This window comes from Acidimicrobiia bacterium (genome assembly GCA_036396535.1).
Lineage (GTDB): Bacteria > Actinomycetota > Acidimicrobiia > Spongiisociales > UBA5794 > DASWKR01.
Genome location: DASWKR010000017.1, coordinates 27,087 through 44,338, shown reverse-complemented (window position 1 = coordinate 44,338; position 17,252 = coordinate 27,087). Strand labels below are relative to the sequence as shown.

At 66.9% G+C, this 17,252-nt stretch carries 15 protein-coding genes; 7 read left to right on the top strand and 8 right to left on the bottom strand.

Features of this window, described 5'->3' with window-relative positions; translation table 11 throughout:
- The first annotated feature begins 22 nt into the window (after positions 1–22).
- The 5 genes from VGC47_02605 (at position 23) to VGC47_02585 (ending at position 6,122) form a co-directional block, all read left to right on the top strand.
- Positions 23–532: a secondary thiamine-phosphate synthase enzyme YjbQ gene (locus VGC47_02605; protein HEX9854182.1), complete on the top strand. Its 510-nt coding sequence runs from the start codon at positions 23–25 to the stop codon at positions 530–532.
- A 115-nt stretch (positions 533–647) separates the two neighbouring features.
- A complete protein-coding gene (locus tag VGC47_02600) occupies positions 648–1,772 on the top strand; it encodes an amino acid ABC transporter substrate-binding protein (GenBank protein ID HEX9854181.1) in 1,125 nt (374 codons plus the stop codon).
- A gap of 209 nt (positions 1,773–1,981) precedes the next feature.
- Positions 1,982–3,496, top strand: coding sequence for an ABC transporter permease subunit (locus VGC47_02595; protein HEX9854180.1), 1,515 nt, complete (start codon positions 1,982–1,984; stop codon positions 3,494–3,496).
- Positions 3,496–5,373 carry an ABC transporter permease subunit gene (locus tag VGC47_02590; protein ID HEX9854179.1) on the top strand — a complete coding sequence of 626 codons (1,878 nt, stop codon included), beginning with the start codon at positions 3,496–3,498 and terminating at the stop codon, positions 5,371–5,373. The genes VGC47_02595 and VGC47_02590 overlap by 1 nt, the downstream gene beginning before the upstream one ends.
- 8 nt (positions 5,374–5,381) lie before the next feature.
- A complete protein-coding gene (locus VGC47_02585; protein ID HEX9854178.1) occupies positions 5,382–6,122 on the top strand; it encodes an amino acid ABC transporter ATP-binding protein in 741 nt (246 codons plus the stop codon).
- On the opposite strand, the gene VGC47_02580 is transcribed toward VGC47_02585, so the two are convergent.
- Together VGC47_02580 and VGC47_02575 are read right to left on the bottom strand one after the other, a co-directional pair.
- The gene (locus VGC47_02580) at positions 6,106–6,627 is read right to left on the bottom strand and encodes an aminoacyl-tRNA deacylase (GenBank protein ID HEX9854177.1); all 522 of its coding nucleotides are present in this window, start codon (positions 6,625–6,627) and stop codon (positions 6,106–6,108) included. The genes VGC47_02585 and VGC47_02580 overlap by 17 nt on opposite strands.
- On the bottom strand, positions 6,624–7,784 hold the full coding sequence (locus tag VGC47_02575; GenBank protein HEX9854176.1) for a M20 family metallopeptidase: 1,161 nt from the start codon (positions 7,782–7,784) through the stop codon (positions 6,624–6,626). Before VGC47_02575 ends, VGC47_02580 begins: the two co-directional genes overlap by 4 nt.
- Before the next feature lie 83 nt (positions 7,785–7,867).
- Here VGC47_02575 and VGC47_02570 point away from each other — a divergent pair, with 83 nt between their 5' ends.
- Entirely contained in the window at positions 7,868–8,830 is a 963-nt protein-coding gene (locus VGC47_02570) for a prolipoprotein diacylglyceryl transferase family protein (GenBank protein ID HEX9854175.1), read from the top strand.
- 145 nt (positions 8,831–8,975) lie between these two features.
- On the opposite strand, the gene VGC47_02565 is transcribed toward VGC47_02570, so the two are convergent.
- From VGC47_02565 to VGC47_02545, 5 genes are all read right to left on the bottom strand, one after another.
- Entirely contained in the window at positions 8,976–9,902 is a 927-nt protein-coding gene (locus tag VGC47_02565; GenBank protein ID HEX9854174.1) for an SPFH domain-containing protein, read from the bottom strand.
- Positions 9,903–9,939: 37 nt separating this feature from the next.
- Positions 9,940–10,713, bottom strand: a complete 774-nt coding sequence (locus VGC47_02560) for an NfeD family protein (protein ID HEX9854173.1) — start codon at positions 10,711–10,713, stop codon at positions 9,940–9,942.
- Positions 10,706–11,038, bottom strand: coding sequence for a PadR family transcriptional regulator (locus tag VGC47_02555; GenBank protein ID HEX9854172.1), 333 nt, complete (start codon positions 11,036–11,038; stop codon positions 10,706–10,708). The genes VGC47_02560 and VGC47_02555 overlap by 8 nt, the downstream gene beginning before the upstream one ends.
- A 137-nt stretch (positions 11,039–11,175) precedes the next feature.
- On the bottom strand, positions 11,176–11,445 hold the full coding sequence (locus VGC47_02550; GenBank protein HEX9854171.1) for a MoaD/ThiS family protein: 270 nt from the start codon (positions 11,443–11,445) through the stop codon (positions 11,176–11,178).
- Positions 11,445–12,476, bottom strand: coding sequence for an exo-alpha-sialidase (locus VGC47_02545; GenBank protein ID HEX9854170.1), 1,032 nt, complete (start codon positions 12,474–12,476; stop codon positions 11,445–11,447). The genes VGC47_02550 and VGC47_02545 overlap by 1 nt, the downstream gene beginning before the upstream one ends.
- Positions 12,477–13,441: 965 nt before the next feature.
- Here VGC47_02545 and VGC47_02540 point away from each other — a divergent pair.
- The gene (locus VGC47_02540) at positions 13,442–14,566 is read left to right on the top strand and encodes a mechanosensitive ion channel family protein (protein HEX9854169.1); all 1,125 of its coding nucleotides are present in this window, start codon (positions 13,442–13,444) and stop codon (positions 14,564–14,566) included.
- Between the two features lie 73 nt (positions 14,567–14,639).
- Here VGC47_02540 and clpB read toward each other — a convergent pair whose 3' ends face one another.
- Complete coding sequence (clpB, locus tag VGC47_02535; protein HEX9854168.1) at positions 14,640–17,216, bottom strand: ATP-dependent chaperone ClpB; 2,577 nt, start codon at positions 17,214–17,216, stop codon at positions 14,640–14,642.
- Between the last annotated feature and the right edge of the window lie 36 nt (positions 17,217–17,252).

Here is a 17,252-nt window from a genome sequence, read left to right as displayed (position 1 = left end):
GACCGACTTGGAAGACCGTTCGATGATACGTAGGGCGACGCGGCCCCCCGAAGGGGCACTCACCGTCCTGTCGGAGTCGACGGCGCCCCCGATCAGGACGGAGGCCATCCACTTCGCGACGAGCGGGTCGAACGAGTTCTGGGATCTCACCGACATGGTTCGCGACGTCGTCGGCCGCTCCGGGGTGCGCCACGGGCAGGTCACGGTGTACTCACCGCACACCACCACGTCGGTCGTCATCAACGAGTCCGAGACCGGCTTCCTCAACGACTTCCGAAGCCTCATCGAGCGGGTGGTACCGGAGGCCGTGTACTACGAGCACGACGACCACTCGCGGCGAACCGAGAACCTCCAGGAAGACGAGTTCATCAACGGGCATGCCCATTGCAGGCAGCTCATCGTTGGCCAGCCCTCCGTGACGATCCCGGTCGTCGACGGAGAGGTGCTCATCGGCCAGTGGCAGCGGGTTCTCTTCGTGGAGCTCGACCAGGCGAGGGAACGCAGGGTCTTCATCCACGCTCAAGGCGTCTGACCTGGGCCTTCTCTTGAACGGTTGGCGGTCGGGTGACCCAGTTGACTAGGTTCGCGCTACGTGCTGCGCGCCTTTCTGCGCGCTGGAGGAGAAGCAGAGAAGTGAGGTAGCGAGGATGGTCAAGAGACTTCTAGCACTGGTAGCGGTGCTCACCCTCGTCGTGGCAGCCTGCGGAGGTAGTGCCGAGGACGAGGAGACGACTACAACCGTCGCCGACGGGGAGACCACGACGACGGTCGCCGACGGGGACGCCGGGCAGACGGGGGAGGGGACGCTGGCAGCGGTGATCGCCCGCGGTGAGCTCAACTGCGGCGTGAGTGGAGCCGCCGTCGCCTTCTCGGAGACCCAGCCCGACGGCTCGGCGACCGGTTTCGATGCCGACTACTGCCGGGCGGTTGCCGCCGCGGTGCTCGGCGATCCCGAGGCAGTCCAGTTCAGGGCGCTCACGGCCGCAGAGCGCTTCGACGTGTTGAAGTCGGGCGACATCGACGTGCTCATCCGCAACACGACGTTCACCCAGGACCGCGATGCGGGCACCGTCTCCATCGACTTCGGTCCGACGACCTACTACGACGGCCAGCAGGTGATGGGGCCCTCCGACACGTTCAGCGAGGCCTCCACGGCGCCGGATCTCGACGGCGCCACGGTGTGCACCAACGCCGGCACGACGACCGAGAAGAACATCTCAGAGTGGGCCCAGCTCGGCGGGGCGTCGATCACCGTGACCACGTTCGAGGACTTCCCGGCTGTGATGGAAGCCTTCAAGAGCGGGTCGTGCGACGCAGTGACGACCGATGGGTCGGGGCTGGCAGGCAACAAGGCAGCCGAGGTGGCAGCCGGCACCGCCGGGGCTGACACGTGGGTGATCTTCCCACCGGCACCGCTCTCCAAGGAGCCGCTCGGCCCCGCTTACCGTGAAGGCGACTCCGAGTGGGCCGACGTGATCAACTGGGTCGTCTACGCCACGATCATCGCCGACGAGAAGGGCATCACGTCCGCCAACGTCGGCGACAACGCATGGGAAGCCGATCCTGAGGCCGTCCGGCTGTTCGGAGGCGAAGGCGAGTTCCAGACCGCCATGGGCCTGCCGGCGGACGCCTTCTTGCAGGTGATCTCACAAGTCGGCAACTACGACGAGATCTTCACACGCAACCTGAACCCCGTCGGCCTCTTCAGGGACGGCTCGCCGAACGCCAGCTACCTGAACGGTGGACTCATCTACTCACCGCCGGCGCGGTGATCTGAGCAGAGAGGGAAGAGGCGCCCCCGAGCGACTGGGGGGCGCCTCTTCTTCGCCGGCACCCAGGGGCGCCGGCGGCCGGCCGTCTTCGCGGTTCCCGGGTGATCGTGGGGCGTTGTGCTCGGCTCAGTGGCAGCGGTCGTCGGCTGTTCACTAGCCTCGTCTGGCTTGTTGCCAGGGGCAGAGCAGGCGAAGGGAGGCAACCGGGCGTGGCGGTCCAGGTGAGGAAGCACGAGCGGGCGCCCCTGTGGCGCAACTCCACGGTGTTGAAGTGGGCCGCCCAACTCATCGCAGTCGCCTTCCTCGTCGTGTTCATCGGGGCGCTGGCCACCCAGGCCGGGTCGAACATCGACGACAGGAACCTCACGTTCAGCACGAAGTTCCTCAGCGATCCGCCCGGCTTCCAGCTCGGCGAGGGCATCGACACGACGCCCGACACCGGGAGGCGGGTGCTGTACGCCGGCCTGGTCAACACTCTGCGTGTCGCCATCTCGGGGATATTGGCGACGACGGTCCTCGGCACGATCATCGGCGTCGCCAGGCTCTCGTCGAACTGGATCGTGAAGAGGCTGGCGACGGTGTACGTCGAGACGATCCGCAACATTCCCCTGTTGGTCCAGATCATCTTCTGGCTTGCGATCGTCCAGGGCCTGCACGTCCTCACCGAAGACGACGTCGGGTCGGCGCTCTTCATCAGCTCGGCTCGCGGCCTGGCGATCCCGTGGGTGTTCCCCGGCGACGGTTTCTACCAGTGGCTGGCGATCCTGGTGGCCGGCTTGATCGTCGCCTACATCGTCTACCGGCGACGGATGCGGCTCAAGGAGGAACGGGGCGCGGAGACCTACGCCGTCTCGTGGGCCATCGCCGTATTCGTCCTGTTCGCCGTCGTCGGGTGGTTCGCCCACCCGAGCATGGTGTGGCTCGGCGCGGTTTGGGGCGGACTTGCGGACGTCATCGGGGCGATCCCCAGTTGGTTGATCCAGGCGATCTTGGCCGTCGCATCCGTCGCCGGCGCCGGGTGGTGGATCCGGAGGTTCCTCGCTTCGAAGCGCTCCGCAGCCGGTCTCGCCAAGCTGACGGACGACGACTGGTTCCGCATCGTCTTCGCGGCGTTGGCCGGCGTTGCGTTCGCCGGCCTGTTCATCGTCCTGTCGGGAGTGGGATCGTCGCTCGTGAACGCCGGTGAGGCGTTCTTCAACCTGTTGTCGTCGAAGTACGACACGGCGCGAACCGGAGCGCCGCTCGTCGGGGCGATGCCCGCAGTCGAGCTGACGGGCGCAGGGTTTGTGCAGCTCTCCCAGTCGAGCCTCGTGCTCACTCCGGGTTTCACCGCGTTGTGGCTCGGAGTCACGCTCTACACGGCTTCGTTCATCGCCGAGATCGTTCGCGGCGGCATCCTGGCCGTCGCCAAGGGGCAGAGCGAAGCAGGGGCGGCCCTGGGGTTGAAGCGGTCGCAGCTGCTGCGGTTCGTGATCCTGCCGCAGGCGTTCAGGATCATCCTGCCCCCGATGGGCAACCAGTACCTCAACCTCTTCAAGAACACGTCTCTGGGCATCGCCGTCGCCTATCCCGAGATCGTCACCGCCGGACAGACGCTCTACAACCAGACGGGCCAGACCATCCCGATCGTGCTCATCTGGATGGGGTTCTACCTGGCGGGGAGCTTGGTCCTGTCCTCCATCGTGAACTACTACAACCGCAGGCTGAGACTGGTGGAACGCTGATGGCGGACAGCATCGTGCTCCCCGACACGCCCGAGGCTCAGCGGGCGCCGGAGCCGCCGCCGCACGGCCCGGTCGTCTGGATGCGGGTCAACCTGTTCAGCACGCCGATGAGCGCCGTGCTCACCTTCATCGGCGGTGCGCTGGCGGTTCTCGTGGTGCGCGGGCTCGTGGGATTCGTGTTCGGGCCCGAACGGCAGTGGGAGGCCGTCACGACCAACCTGCGTCTGCTCATGGTGCAGGCGTACCCGCCGGAGCACATGTGGCGCACCTGGGCTTCCATCGGGATCGTCGTGGTGCTCCTCGGGCTGTCGCTGGCCGTCTGGAGGGTGGGAGGGCGCGTCGCTCCACGCCGGTTGCTCAGGGTCGTCGCCGGCATCGGCGCCTTCCTCCTGTTCGCGACCCTCATCGCAGGCGCCGCCTTCGACGTGGTGTCGTGGATCATCGATGCCGTAACGGGGGGCGATGCGCCGTTCGACGCCCTCGAGCCCTTCTCCGCCAGCATGTTCGTGTCGTGGACGGTGGCCGGCCTCCTCCTGGTCGCGGTCGCCACCGGCATCGAGCGTGGCCTGGGCGGGCGATCAAAAAGCCGCAGCCTCGACTCGGTCGTCGTCGCCTTCGTCGCACTGGGCGTCATCGTCGCCTCGGTGTGGGTGATCGAGGTCCCCGTGCCCGACCCGGAAGCCGGGATCAGGGTCTCGAGGTTCGAGGGGATCGCCGGCACGACAACCGTGCCGTGGAGCATCCTCTTCGTCGTGCTCGTGGTGTCGTGGCTCGTCGGCCGGGTCGTTCGCGACCGACTGCCGGAAGCGGTGGCCAAGCGGACCCTCGCCCTCTCGTGGACGGCCTCGTTCCCCTTCATCGTGCTCCACCTGACGAGGAGCGCCCAGTTCCAGGAGGTCGGCTCCTACCTGACCATCGGTCTCGGATTCGCCATCGCCGGTGCCGCGCTGTTGTGGTTCCTGGCCGGCGACGTCGGTGAGCTCGGGAGGGGCGTCGCCGGTCTCGTGCTCGTCCTGGCGGTGGCCTCGTGGGCGCTCTCGGCGCTGATCCTCGTGCGCCTCATGCTGCTGGCGCTGGCACTGTTCGCTCTCGCAGCGCCGACGTTCGGAGGGGGTCGGGGCAAGGTGACGACGAGGTATCTCGTCATCTGGGTCGCCGCCGCCGGGGTCATCACCTACCTGATGCTGCTGGCGGTCGCCGTCACTGCGGTCGACACTCCGAACGAGACCCCGTTCGGGGGCTTCCTGCTCACCTGGATCCTCGCTATCGCAGGGATCGGCCTGGCGTTTCCGCTCGGCGTCCTGCTGGCGCTCGGAAGGACCTCGACGATGCCGATCTTCAGGCTCATCTCGACGGTCTACATCGAGTTGGTGCGCGGCGTCCCGCTCATCACGTGGCTGCTGATCAGCGTCGTGGTCTTCCCGATCTTCTTCCCGCTCGACACGAACTTCCCCAACGTGATCGAGGTGATCGCCTTCATCACGTTCTTCTCGGCCGCTTACCTGGCCGAGAACGTCCGCGGGGGGCTCCAGGCGATTCCGAACGGACAGACCGAGGCTGCCAACGCCCTCGGGATGACGACGCTGCAGCGCACCGTGTTCATCACGCTCCCGCAGGCCCTGCGGGCCGTGATCCCGGCCCTCGTAGGCCAGGTCATCGCCATCTTCAAGGACACCTCGCTGGTCGCCATCGTCGGCCTCTTCGACCTCCTCAGGATCGCTCGCAACGTCATTCCCAACCAGTCGCAGCCTTTCAACTTCTTGGGTTCGCTCAAGGAGGACCTGGTGGCGGCGGCGCTGCTCTATTGGATCTTCACGTTCACGTTCTCGCGCATCAGCCAGCGCATCGAGCGCAAACTCGGCGTCGGCGAGCGATAGGAGGCACCATGTCCGACAACGGCAACATGATCATCTGCGAAGGCGTCAAGAAGTGGTACGGCGACTTCCAGGCGCTCACCGGGATCACCACGACGGTGAAGGAGCGCGAGGTCGTCGTCATCATCGGGCCGTCCGGCTCCGGAAAATCGACGTTCATTCGGTGCATCAACCGCCTCGAGGCGCACCAGGAGGGCTCGATCATCGTCGACGGGGTCGAGCTCACGAACGACCTGAAGAACATCGAGAAGATCCGCTCCGAGGTCGGGATGGTGTTCCAGCAATTCAACCTGTTCCCCCACCTCACGGTCCTCGACAACATCACTTTGGCTCCGATCTGGGTGCGCAAGCGGCCCAAGGCGGAGGCGGAGGCCCTCGCCATGTCCCTCCTCGTGCGGGTCGGCATCCCGGAGCAGGCGAACAAGTACCCCGGCCAGCTCTCCGGCGGGCAGCAGCAGCGGGTCGCCATCGCCCGCTCGCTGGCGATGGAACCGAGGATCATGCTGTTCGACGAACCGACGTCCGCCCTCGACCCCGAGATGATCAAGGAAGTGCTCGACGTGATGAAGGAGCTGGCGCTATCCGGCATGACGATGCTCGTGGTGACCCACGAGATGGGCTTCGCCAAGGAGGTCGCAGACAGGGTTCTGTTCTTCGACTACGGCGACATCGTCGAGGAGGGCACCCCCGAGCACTTCTTCACGAACCCGCAGCACGACAGGACGAAGCTGTTCCTCAGCCAGATCCTGTGAGTCCCTGACCCGATTCGCCGGCTGCTGCGGCCGGCTCAGCGGCGATCGGGCTGAGCGTCGCCCCGGTCATCTGCACGTATGCAGAGGTCGCCAGGCTCACCTGGAGCCCCTTGACGCCCGCCGAGACCGCGATCGCGTCCAGGTCGGCCGCCGAGGCGTCGAGGACGACGGCGAAGCGCTTCCTCGCTCCGAGGGCCGTCACGCCTCCCCGCAGGTACCCGGTGAGTGGCTCGACGTCTCGCAGTGGAACCATCTCCATCCGCTTGTCACGTCGAGCCGTGGCGAGCGCTCCGAGGTCGACGCCGGTGCCTGCCGGGACGACGGCGAAGCAGGGCCCCGTGTCCCGGCCTGTGGCGACCAGCGTCTTGAACACGTGAGCCCGCGGGAGCCCGATGAGGTCGGCGACGGCTTCTGCGGAGAACTCCTCCATCGAGATGTCGTACTCGTGGAGGGTGTACGTGACGCCTGCCGCATCGAGCAGGCGAACCGCATTCGCCTTCCTCATCCCACCGCGACCGGGGACCCCAGCTCGTCCCAGCGCCCCGGCCCGGCCACGTCGATGACCGTGTACGCCATGCCGAGCGCTCCATCGCGGATGGCCCGCTCGCCGGCCGGGGTGATCGTGTGCGCCGCGAACTCACGCTGATGGTTGACGGCGGGGAGGGATTGGATGTCGAGCATCGGGTGGATCGTCGGCACCTCGTGGCTGACGTTGCCCATGTCGGTCGAGCCCCCGAGGGGCGGGTCCGATCCCCGCCGGTGCATCGGTCTCCCCATCGCCTCCGAGTTCGCCGCGTAGAGGTCGGCGAGCAGGGAGTCGGAGACCATGTCGGTGTAGAGGTGGCCTCGCTGGTGCACCTCGTGCTTGCATCCGGTGGCGATCGCCGCCGCTTCGAAGCAACTCAGCACCCTCGGATAGAGCTCGTCGAGCCGGCTGCGGGTCGCAGAGCGGACGTACCAAGCCATCGACGTGAATGGGGGAACGACGTTCGGCGCCCCTCCTCCGTACGTGATGACTCCGTGAACCCGGTCCGTCGCCAGCAGGGTCTGTCGCAGCGTCGAGACGTTGACGTACGCCTGCACCGCCGCGTCGAGGGCGTTGATGCCTTTCTCGGGAGCGAAGGCGGCGTGGGACTCCTTTCCGTGGAACTCGACGTCGACGTGGGCGACGGCGAGCACTCCGGGATCGACCTCGTCACGGACGGAGGGGTGCACCATCATCGCCGCGGCCGCTCCCGAGAAGGCGCCCGCCTCGATCAGGTCGACCTTGCCGCCGTAGGCCTCCTCGGCCGGCGTGCCGAGCACCGTCACCCGGAACCCGAGCTGGTCCGCAGCGTCGCGCAGTGCCACCCCGGCACCGCACGCCGCCGTTGCGATGATGTTGTGCCCGCAGGCATGCCCGACCTCGGGCAGCGCGTCGTACTCGGCGCAGATGATCACCTCGGGGCCGTCGCTGCCTGCCCTGGCGGCGAAGGACGTGGCCAGACCGTAAGCCGGGTACTCGACCTCGAATCCGTTGGCGGTCATGAATTCGACGAGGCGGTGCGAGGACTCGTGCTCCTCGTACGCCACCTCCGGGTTCTCGTAGAGCCACCGGGAGATCTGCCTCAGGTCTCCCTCCACGGCCTCGAATGCCTGCGCGGCAGCCTGCTTGGCGTCCAAAGGTCCTCCTCGCCGATCGGAGGACGGGAAGGCTAACCGCGACGAAACGACAGCCGCGGGGCGCCGGTATCCTCGACTCCAGGATGCTCGCGTCGATCTCATACCCGCCGATCCCCATCTTCGACGTTGGTCCGATCAGCCTCAGCCTCCACGGGCTGTTCGCCGGAGTCGGCTTCGTCGTGGGTGCGTTCCTCATGATCCGTGAGGTGCGGCGCAGGGGCTACGACGCCGAGGCGGTGTCGTCGGTGCTCACGTGGGCGCTCGTCACCTCGATCCTCGGGGCTCGTTTCTTCACGATCCCCGCCCACCTGGGCGATCCCGGCTACGACCTCGGGTCGGCCATCTCCATCGCAGGGGACTATTCGATCCTCGGGGGCTACGCCGGCGGGGTCCTCGGCGGGGTGTTCCGCATGAGGATGCTGCGCCAGCCGGTGTGGCCGCTGCTCGACACCGCGGCAGCCGGTCTCGCCGTCGGAGCGGTCATCGGCCGGATCGGCGACCTCGCAATCGTCGAGCACCTCGGCAGCCCGACGACCTTCTTCCTCGGGTACACGGTCAAGGCCGGCTACGACATCTCACCGCAGCACGACGCCCTCGAGTGCACCGTCGAGGCCGCCATCGACGGCATATGCGGCACCTACCACCACACCGCCTTGTACGACATGATCGGGGCGGCCGTGCTGCTCGGCGTCATCGTGTGGCTGCGGCGCAACTGGAAGGCTCCCCACTACGGCCACATGTTCTCCCTCTGGGTGATCTGGTACGGGACGCAGCGTTTCCTGATCGACTTCACTCGGCTGCAAGCCGCCGAGGCCGGGACGACGGCGGACTCGGTGATGGGACCGTTCACCGGCAGTCAATGGGGTGCATTGCTGGCGGCGCTCCTCGGGGTCGGACTTTTCGTATGGCACCGCGCCCGCTCTCCAGTCGTGAGCCCCGAGCAGGACGCCGCCTACCAAGCCCTCCGGCCCGCCCCGGTGCCGGTTCCCGCCACCGATGACTCGTGGGACGACCTCGACGATGACTTCGACGACGAGGTCGACTGAGCCTCGGCTCCTGCTCGGCCTGCAGTCGACCCGGCCTGTCGCCGGCGAACGTCGGGCGAGGGGGCAGCCGGTCGCCGCCCCCTCATCCGTGGTCAACCCTGCGGGCGCGGCTGAGCGCGCTCAGCCGCACCGCGCGTTCCCGCGCTCAGCCGCGCTGTGCGTCCCCGCGCTCGCCGTTGAAGATCTCGCCGATGGCGCCCACGGATCCGAGGATCCCGCTCAACTCCATCGGGAGGAAGATCTTCGTCGCCTGCCCGTTGGCCACGTCGGTGAGCGCCGTCAGGTAGCGGATGGCGATGAGGTCGGCCGTCGGGTCTCCGTTGTGGATCGCCGCGAAGACTCGCTCGATGGCCTGGCCTTCGCCCTCGGCGACGGTGAGCTTCTGGAACTTCTCGGCCTCGGCCACCTGCTTGATCGCCTCCGCCTGGCCCTCGGCTTCGAGGATGCGCGACTCCTTGATGCCCTCTGCCCTGAGGATCTGCGAGCGCTTCTCGCCCTCGGCCTCCGTGACCAGGGCGCGCCGGTCCCGTTCCGCCTTCATCTGGCGGTGCATGGCGTCCGTGACGTCTGCCGGCGGATCGATCCGCTGGATCTCGACGCGCACGACCCGGGTTCCCCAGACGTCCGTCGCCTCGTCGAGGATCGCACGGAGCTGGGCGTTGATGGTGTCCCTCGAGGTGAGGGCATCGTCCAGGTCCATGTCGCCGACGACGTTACGGAGGTTCGTCTGGGCCAGCTTCGTCGCCGCCACGATGAAGTTGGCGACGTTGTACTTGAGCTTGACCGGGTCGGTCGCCTGGTAGTAGACGACGGCATCCACGGTGACCACCACGTTGTCCTTCGTGATGACCTCCTGCGGCGGGACGTCGACCACCTGCTCTCGCATGTCGACCCTCCGGATGGCGTCCACGAGCGGCACGATGAGGTGCAACCCCGGGTCGAGCGTCTTCCGATACCGTCCGAATCGCTCGACGAGGCCCTGCTCGTGCTGCTGCACGATCTTCACCGCCATGGCGAAGTAGATGAAGATGAGGACGACGACAGCCAGGAAGGCTGCTAGCCAGATGCCCATTTCATGCTCCTTTCTGGTTGCTCGATCTCATTGGAACTCAGCTCTCGGCGGCCAGCTCGGGCTCGATGACGAGGCGGGTGCCCCTGACCTCCGTGACGACCGACTCCGTGCCGACTTCGATCGTGAATGGCAGGTCGGTGGTTGCTCGCCACTCCTCGGTGTCCATCCTCACCCTCCCGGTTCCGTCGATCCGGCTGACCGGCTCGATGACGACGACCTGCCTGCCGACGTATCTCTTGGCCCCGACCGGGTGAGCCTGATCGTCCTCGGTCCTGGCGTATCGCTGCAGTCCCACCAGGGACACGAGCGACACGACGAGGAACACGACGAGGAGCACGGGCACGTCGACGCCGGCGAAGGCGAGCACCGTCGCCACGCCCGCGCCGATGGCGAACGGAAGCAGGAAGAACCCCGCCGTCACCATCTCTCCTGCTGTGAACAGGAACGCCGCGCCCAGGAAGATCCAACGCCAGACCTCGATGTCCACGGTGTCCTCCTTTCTTCCGTAGATCAATGCCACCACCACGACCGCCACCCCGAGCACGGCCAAGCCGATGTCCCTCGGCCTCGTGTTCCGCGCCACTGCCGCAGACGGTATCCGGGGTGAGCGGCGCTCCGCCGCCCACGACTCGGCGAAGGCGGGAAGCGAGCCGCCGATGACCGTCTCGACGGACTTGCCGGCTGCGGTCGCCTCTGCGAGGTGGGAACGCAGCTCGGCGGTCATCTCCGCAACGGCATGGCGCGGAACCCCGGTCTGTCTCCAGTAGGACTCACAGTCGGAGACGAGTCGATCGAAGCGCGAATCACTCACTACCGCCTCCATTCAGCACCTCCTGGACTCCGGTGTTGAGCTTGTCCCATTCGACGATCCAGTGTCGCAACTGCTCACGTCCCGCTTCTTCGATGCGGTAGTACTTGCGGGGCGGCCCGCCGGTGGACTCGACGAAGTAGCCGTCGATGAGGCCCTTCTTCTGGAGGCGACTGAGGAGCGGGTAGATGCTGCCCTCCGAGACCAACTCGAGGCCGCGCCGCTGGAGCTTGTCCACCATCTCGTATCCATAGCTCGGCTCCTCCGAGATCAACGCCAGCAGGCACATGTCGAGCACGCCCTTGAGTAGCTGGGAGCTGTGTTCCACGGTGCTCCGTCCTCGGGGGCCCTCCCGGGCCTGTCCTGTCTCTTGCCTGGCAGGATAGCTTGTTGTGTCAGCTACCTTGCCTAGAACAGTAGCATGGAATGCAGGAGTACTCAAAGCTCCTCGGATCGTGTCTCTTGTCAGCCGCCGCTCACGGCCTGAAGAACGACGATTGCGTCGCCTTCGGACAGGGGCGTCGCGGTGTCCGCGACGCTGGTGGCGTTGTGGAAGCACGAGACGTGTGGCCTGACGGCGCCGGCTTCGTCGAAGATGTGGACCCTCAGCTCGGGATGGGCGGAGCAGAGCGCTTCGAGGGCTCCGGCGACGGTCGACGCCTCGAATGCGAGATGGCGCTCGCTCCTCACGAGCGAGGCGAGCATCTTCGGGATGGTGACGTCGACGAGTGGCATCACTCGTTGAAGGCGTGGACGCTGATGATGCGCGGGAACGTCCATGGGAGCTTGGTCCAAGAGTCCCCGGCGTCTCCCGTGGAGATGACGCTGCCGCCGGACGTGCCCACGTAGACGCCGCCGTCGCCGTCGGTTGCCATCGAGTCCCGCAGCACCGTGTCGAATGTCGGATCGTCGGGCCAGTCGCCCGACGGCGCCCACGAGTCTCCGCCGTCCTTGGAGCGATACACGGCGAACCTGCCGTCCACGGGGGCGCGGAACTCGTCGGCCTCCAGGGGGACGATGAAGAGGCTCCCGGTGGCATCGTCCCTGCCGATTGGGAAGCCGAAACCGGCGCCCGGGACCCCGTTCTGGATGCGCTCCCATGAGCGGCCGCCGTCCGTGGTGCGATAGACACCCTTGTGGTCCTGGCGCCAGATCGTGTCGGCGTCATCGGGATCGGCGACCAGGCCGTGGACGCAGTAGCCGATGTCGAAGTCATCGTCGGGTCCGGTAGCCACCACGCCCGTGTTGCGCAGCTCCCAGCTCGCTCCGGCGTCCTCGGTTGCGAAGACCCCGACCGCCGAGATTCCCACCCACATCCGGGCAGGGTCGGCGGAGTCGACGAGGATCCGGTGTGCCGCCAACCCGCCGAAGCCGGGCATCCATGCCGCGCGGGTCTCGTGCTCGTTCAGGGCCGCCACCGGGCTCCACGTCGACCCGTCGTCGGAGCTCTTGAAGAGGCCGGCCTCTGCGACCCCGGCGTACAGGTCGCCGCCGGTAGTGGTGAGCGTCCAGATCTGCTCGAGCTTGTGACCCGACTCTTCCGGGTACGCCGGGCCGTCCACGATCTGCTCCCAGTCGGCGAGGTCCTTGCTGCGATGCACCGCGGCCCCATACCACTGGCTTCCCGTCGTGAGGAGGCGGGCCCCGCCGGGAGCCGTCCCGAACGTGTTGACCTGCCATCCCTTGAGGAACGGCCCCTCGAGATCCCATTCGCCGCCGTCGTCGGAGCGGGCGATCCACGCCCCCTTCAGAGTGCCAATCGCCAACGCCGTCGTCATTACCGTGCCTCCCAGAGCGTGCTTCGATCCGAGGCTATCCGAACGCCCGTCCCCGGGCCACGAGTTCTCGAGACGGCCGGCCGTGAGAGCGCGAAGTGGCAACCGATCCGATGACATCTCTTCGGCCGGCTTCGACCTGTCGAGACGGTCCTCCCTGCCAGCTGAAGGGATCATCATGATCGGCGGACTGCCGCCACCCATGGACGGCGATGATCAATGCCTGGTCGATGGCGTCGACCACACTTCGAGCTGAGGGAAAGGCGCACACCGGCGGGAACACTCATGGATGTGAACACGTCCCTTTCGGGTCTTGCCTGCGGGATCACGATCACCGCGGCTCGGCCATCTGAGCACTCGCCGGGCATACTTCCGGTCGTTGAGGATCTCCAAGCGAGGTATCCACTCAGCGAGCCGCCACCAAGCCCCTGTCGAATCGCCGCCAACGTTCGGGTGTGGATCGTCGTCATCGAGGAGTGCTGCCCCGGCCTCGGAGAGCCGCAAGGTGGGCGTTACGGCAACAGCCTCGGCCAGGACCCACCGGAGCGGGATCCGGCCCGAACCGACATCGGAATGGTATCCACAGAACCAGACCTCCTTGATGTCTTGGTCGAGGATCCGGGTGCGATCGTCGGCATCGAGCTTGCTCATGGGGCACCAATTGCGTCACGTTCGTGGCGTGCTCATCGCTCGGCATCCCAAACGTGTTGCTCGTCCCGTCTGAGCAGATGGCGATGATCTTCGACATGGCGCTCTCCGGCGTCAGGACAGCTTCTGAAGGGTTCGAACGCGGATCCATCAAACGATGCGGCGTGTCGCGGTGGCCTCTGGAACTCGGCCGTCAGAGAGCTGCCGGGTGAGGCTCACGCCAATCCACTGCGATCGTGAAACCGGGGTCTTGCCGCAGGGCCACCGGTGTCTTGTTCTAAGGTCGCAGGCGAGGTGATCGAAGCCTGATGGAGCCCACGTTCGTGTTCGCCGACCTTCTGTCGGCGTGCGGTGCAACGCCGAACCTGTTGTGCCGTCTCGTCTACGACAACACGGGTAGCGAGAATCTGGCCGCCTTCGCCAACCTGCTGGTACGGCCGATCAAGGTCGTGCTCATCCTGCTGGTGGCATTCGTCGTCCACCGGGTCGTCGTGAGAGCGGTCAACCGGATCGTCGACGGCATCGTGCTGAGGCAGGAAGCGAAGCACGCTGCCGTCCTCCAGGATCGCCGCGACGCCGTCATCGAACAGTCGGATGCCGATGTCTCGGAAGATCAGCCCGAGGCGAGGAGCCGGCCCCGCTTCCTCGACCTGGGACGTGGCCTGACCGACCACTCGGCCATCCAGGTCGCACGCGGCCAGCAGAGGGCGAACACCCTCGGAGCCGTCCTCCGCAGTGGCGCCGGTCTCGTCATCTACGGCACCGCGATCATGATGTCGCTCAGCGAGTTCGACCTCAACCTCGGTCCGTTGATCGCCAGCGCGGGCATCGCTGGGATCGCCATCGGCTTCGGGGCGCAGAAGCTCGTCCAGGACTTCCTGTCCGGCATCTTCATGCTCATCGAGGACCAGTTCGGCGTCGGCGACATCGTGGACGTGGGCGAGGCGACCGGCGTGGTGGAGGCGGTCAACCTGCGCACGACGCGGATCCGCGATCTGAACGGGACCCTGTGGCACGTCCCGAACGGCGAGATCAGGCGGGTCGGCAACAAGTCGCAGACGTGGGCCCGCGCCGTGATCGACATCGACGTCGCCTATGACACCGACCTCGACAAGGCGACCGCGGTCATCAAGGAAGTGGCAGACGGTCTGTGGGGCGAAGACGTGGCCCACGCCACGGTGCTCGAGGAGCCGGAGGTGATGGGCGTGGAGAGCTTCGGCCCGGACGCCATCTCGTTCCGGCTGATCATGAAGGTCGAGCCGGCGGAGCAGTTCGCCGTCGCCAGAGAGATCAGGCGGCGCCTCAAGGACGCCTTCGATCGAGAGGGCATCGAGATCCCCTTCCCGCAGCGGACCGTGTGGGTCAGGAGGGCGGACACGGCCGGCGCGGCGGACGACGACCCGGGCGATCACGCCGACGGCGCTTTCGACTGAGCCTTCTCGCCGTACCGCTGTCCCCCGCAATTCGCCAAGCGGGCCGAGCCCTCGCGGGTGGCCGGCTCCGGGCTCAGGCGACCCTGAACCCGAGCGCCTCACCCTCGGCGACGACCTCGATCGCTTCGTCCTCTCCGAACCGGCCGTCGAGGATCTGCAGGGCGAGCGGGTCTGCGATCTCGCGCTGGATGAGCCGCTTGAGGGGTCGGGCCCCGTAGATCGGGTCGTAGCCGTGCTCGGTGAGCCAATCGGCTGCCGCCTCCGACATGCGGATGTCGAGGCCCCGCTCCACCAAGCGCCTGCGGAGGAGTTCGAACTGGATGGCGACGATCGTTCGCAGGTCGTCCCTCGTCAACCGGTGGAACACGATGATGTCGTCGACCCTGTTGAGGAACTCGGGCCGGAAGTGGCTGCGCACGATCTCCATGACGCGCGACTCGACCACTTCCTCCGGCAGGTCCGCCTCGATGAACTCCGAGCCGAGGTTCGACGTCATGATGAGCACGGCGTTCGTGAAGTCGACGGTGCGACCCTGTCCGTCCGTCAGCCGACCGTCGTCGAGGAGCTGCAGCAGGACGTTGAACACGTCGGGGTGCGCCTTCTCGACCTCGTCGAGGAGCACCACCGAGTACGGCCGGCGGCGCACCGCTTCCGTGAGCTGGCCTCCCTCGTCGTAGCCCACGTACCCGGGAGGGGCGCCGATGAGCCTGCTCACCGAGTGCTTCTCCATGTACTCCGACATGTCGATGCGCACCATCGCCCGCTCGTCGTCGAAGAGGAACTGAGCGAGGGCTCGCGCCAGCTCGGTCTTGCCGACACCGGTCGGACCGAGGAACACGAACGATCCGATCGGCCGGTTCGGATCCGAGAGCCCTGCCCGGCTTCGCCTGATGGCATTGGCGACAGCCGAGACCGGCTCGTCCTGGCCGACCACCCGCTCGTGGAGGTGATCCTCCAGCCGAACGAGCTTCTGCATCTCGCCTTCCATGAGGCGCGAGACCGGTACGCCGGTCCAGCGGCTGACCACCTCGGCGACGTCTTCTTCGTCGACCTCCTCCTTGAGCATCGTGAGCGTCGACTGGAGCTTGGCGAGCTCGTCCTGCTCCTCGGCCAGCCGCTTCTGGAGCTCCGGCAGCGTGCCGTAGCGCAGCTCGGCGGCCCGCTGCAGGTCGCCCGCCTTCTCGGCCCGATCGGCGTCGGCTCTGACCGACTCGATCTGCTGCTTCACGCCGCGGATCTCGTCGATCCGCTCCTTCTCGAGGCGCCAGTGGGCGTGCAAGGCGTCGAGCTCTTCCCCGATGTTGGCGAGCTCCTCCTCGATGACGGCCCGCCTGCCCTTGGACGCCTCGTCCTTCTCCTTCACGAGGGCGCTCTGCTCGATCTCGAGCTGGCGCTTGCGACGCTCCAGCTCGTCGATCTCCTCGGGCATCGAGTCGATCTCGATGCGCAGGCGCGACGCAGACTCGTCGATGAGGTCGATCGCCTTGTCGGGGAGGTGCCTGCCCGTGATGTAGCGGTCGGAGAGCACGGCAGCGGCGATGAGGGCGCCGTCGGTGATGCGGACACCGTGGTGGACCTCGTAGCGCTCCTTGAGGCCGCGCAGGATGCCGATGGTGTCCTCGACGGATGGGGCATCGACGAACACTGGCGCGAATCGGCGCTCGAGGGCGGCGTCCTTCTCGACGTACTTGCGGTACTCGTCGAGCGTCGTCGCTCCGATCATGCGCAGCTCGCCTCGGGCCAGCATCGGCTTGAGCATGTTCGATGCGTCCATCGAGCCTTCGGCGGCGCCGGCACCGACGATGGTGTGCATCTCGTCGATGAACGTGATGATCCGGCCCTCGGCCGCCTTGATCTCGTCGAGGGTCGCCTTGAGGCGCTCCTCGAACTCGCCCCGGTACTTGGCTCCGGCCACCATCGCTCCGAGGTCGAGGGCGACGAGGCGCTTGTTCTTGAGGCCCTCCGGCACGTCGCCATCGGCGATGCGCTGGGCGAGGCCCTCGGCGATGGCGGTCTTGCCGACACCCGGCTCGCCGATGAGCACCGGGTTGTTCTTGGTCTTGCGGCTCAACACCTGGATGACTCGGCGGATCTCGTCGTCGCGGCCGATCACCGGATCGAGCTTGCCCTGCTGGGCGAGCTGCACGAGGTCGCGCCCGAACTTGTCGAGCGGGGCGAGGGTGTCCTCCGGCGTCTGACTCGTCACCCGCTGCGCACCGCGCACCTCGGCGAGAGCCGTCAGTGTGGAGTCCTTCGTGACGCCGGCCGATCGGAGCAGCTCGCCGGCGACGTCCGCAGACGCAGCCAGGGCGAGCAGGACGTGCTCGATGGACACGTATGTGTCCTTCATGGCGGCCATCTCCGCTTGGGCGGCCTCGAGCACTGCGATCGCCTCGGTCGAGAATCCGACCTCTCCCGCATCGCCGTACACGGACGGGATACGTGCCAGCTCGCGCTCGGTCGCCGCCTTGAGCTCGGCGGGGTTCACGGAGAGCTTGGCGAGAAGCGGGTAGACGATGCTGTCGGGGAGCGAGAGAAGCGATTCGAGGAGGTGCAGTGGCGAGACGACCTGGTGCTGCCTGCTGGCGGCCGACGTGCGCGCCGCCAGGACGGCCTGCTGCGACTTCTGCGTGAATGCGTTGATGTCCACGGGTCCTCCAACACGGATCGTGAGTCCATTATGCCA

What these genes read in the sequence shown, in the direction of transcription:
- VGC47_02605 (HEX9854182.1), top strand. Translation starts at nt 23, where the DNA reads ATGATACGTAGGGCGACGCGGCCCCCCGAAGGGGCACTCACCGTCCTG.
- VGC47_02600 (HEX9854181.1), top strand. Translation starts at nt 648, where the DNA reads ATGGTCAAGAGACTTCTAGCACTGGTAGCGGTGCTCACCCTCGTCGTG.
- VGC47_02590 (HEX9854179.1), top strand. Translation starts at nt 3,496, where the DNA reads ATGGCGGACAGCATCGTGCTCCCCGACACGCCCGAGGCTCAGCGGGCG.
- VGC47_02585 (HEX9854178.1), top strand. Translation starts at nt 5,382, where the DNA reads ATGTCCGACAACGGCAACATGATCATCTGCGAAGGCGTCAAGAAGTGG.
- VGC47_02580 (HEX9854177.1), bottom strand. Translation starts at nt 6,627, where the DNA reads ATGAGGAAGGCGAATGCGGTTCGCCTGCTCGATGCGGCAGGCGTCACG.
- VGC47_02570 (HEX9854175.1), top strand. Translation starts at nt 7,868, where the DNA reads ATGCTCGCGTCGATCTCATACCCGCCGATCCCCATCTTCGACGTTGGT.
- VGC47_02565 (HEX9854174.1), bottom strand. Translation starts at nt 9,902, where the DNA reads ATGGGCATCTGGCTAGCAGCCTTCCTGGCTGTCGTCGTCCTCATCTTC.
- VGC47_02550 (HEX9854171.1), bottom strand. Translation starts at nt 11,445, where the DNA reads ATGCCACTCGTCGACGTCACCATCCCGAAGATGCTCGCCTCGCTCGTG.
- VGC47_02540 (HEX9854169.1), top strand. Translation starts at nt 13,442, where the DNA reads ATGGAGCCCACGTTCGTGTTCGCCGACCTTCTGTCGGCGTGCGGTGCA.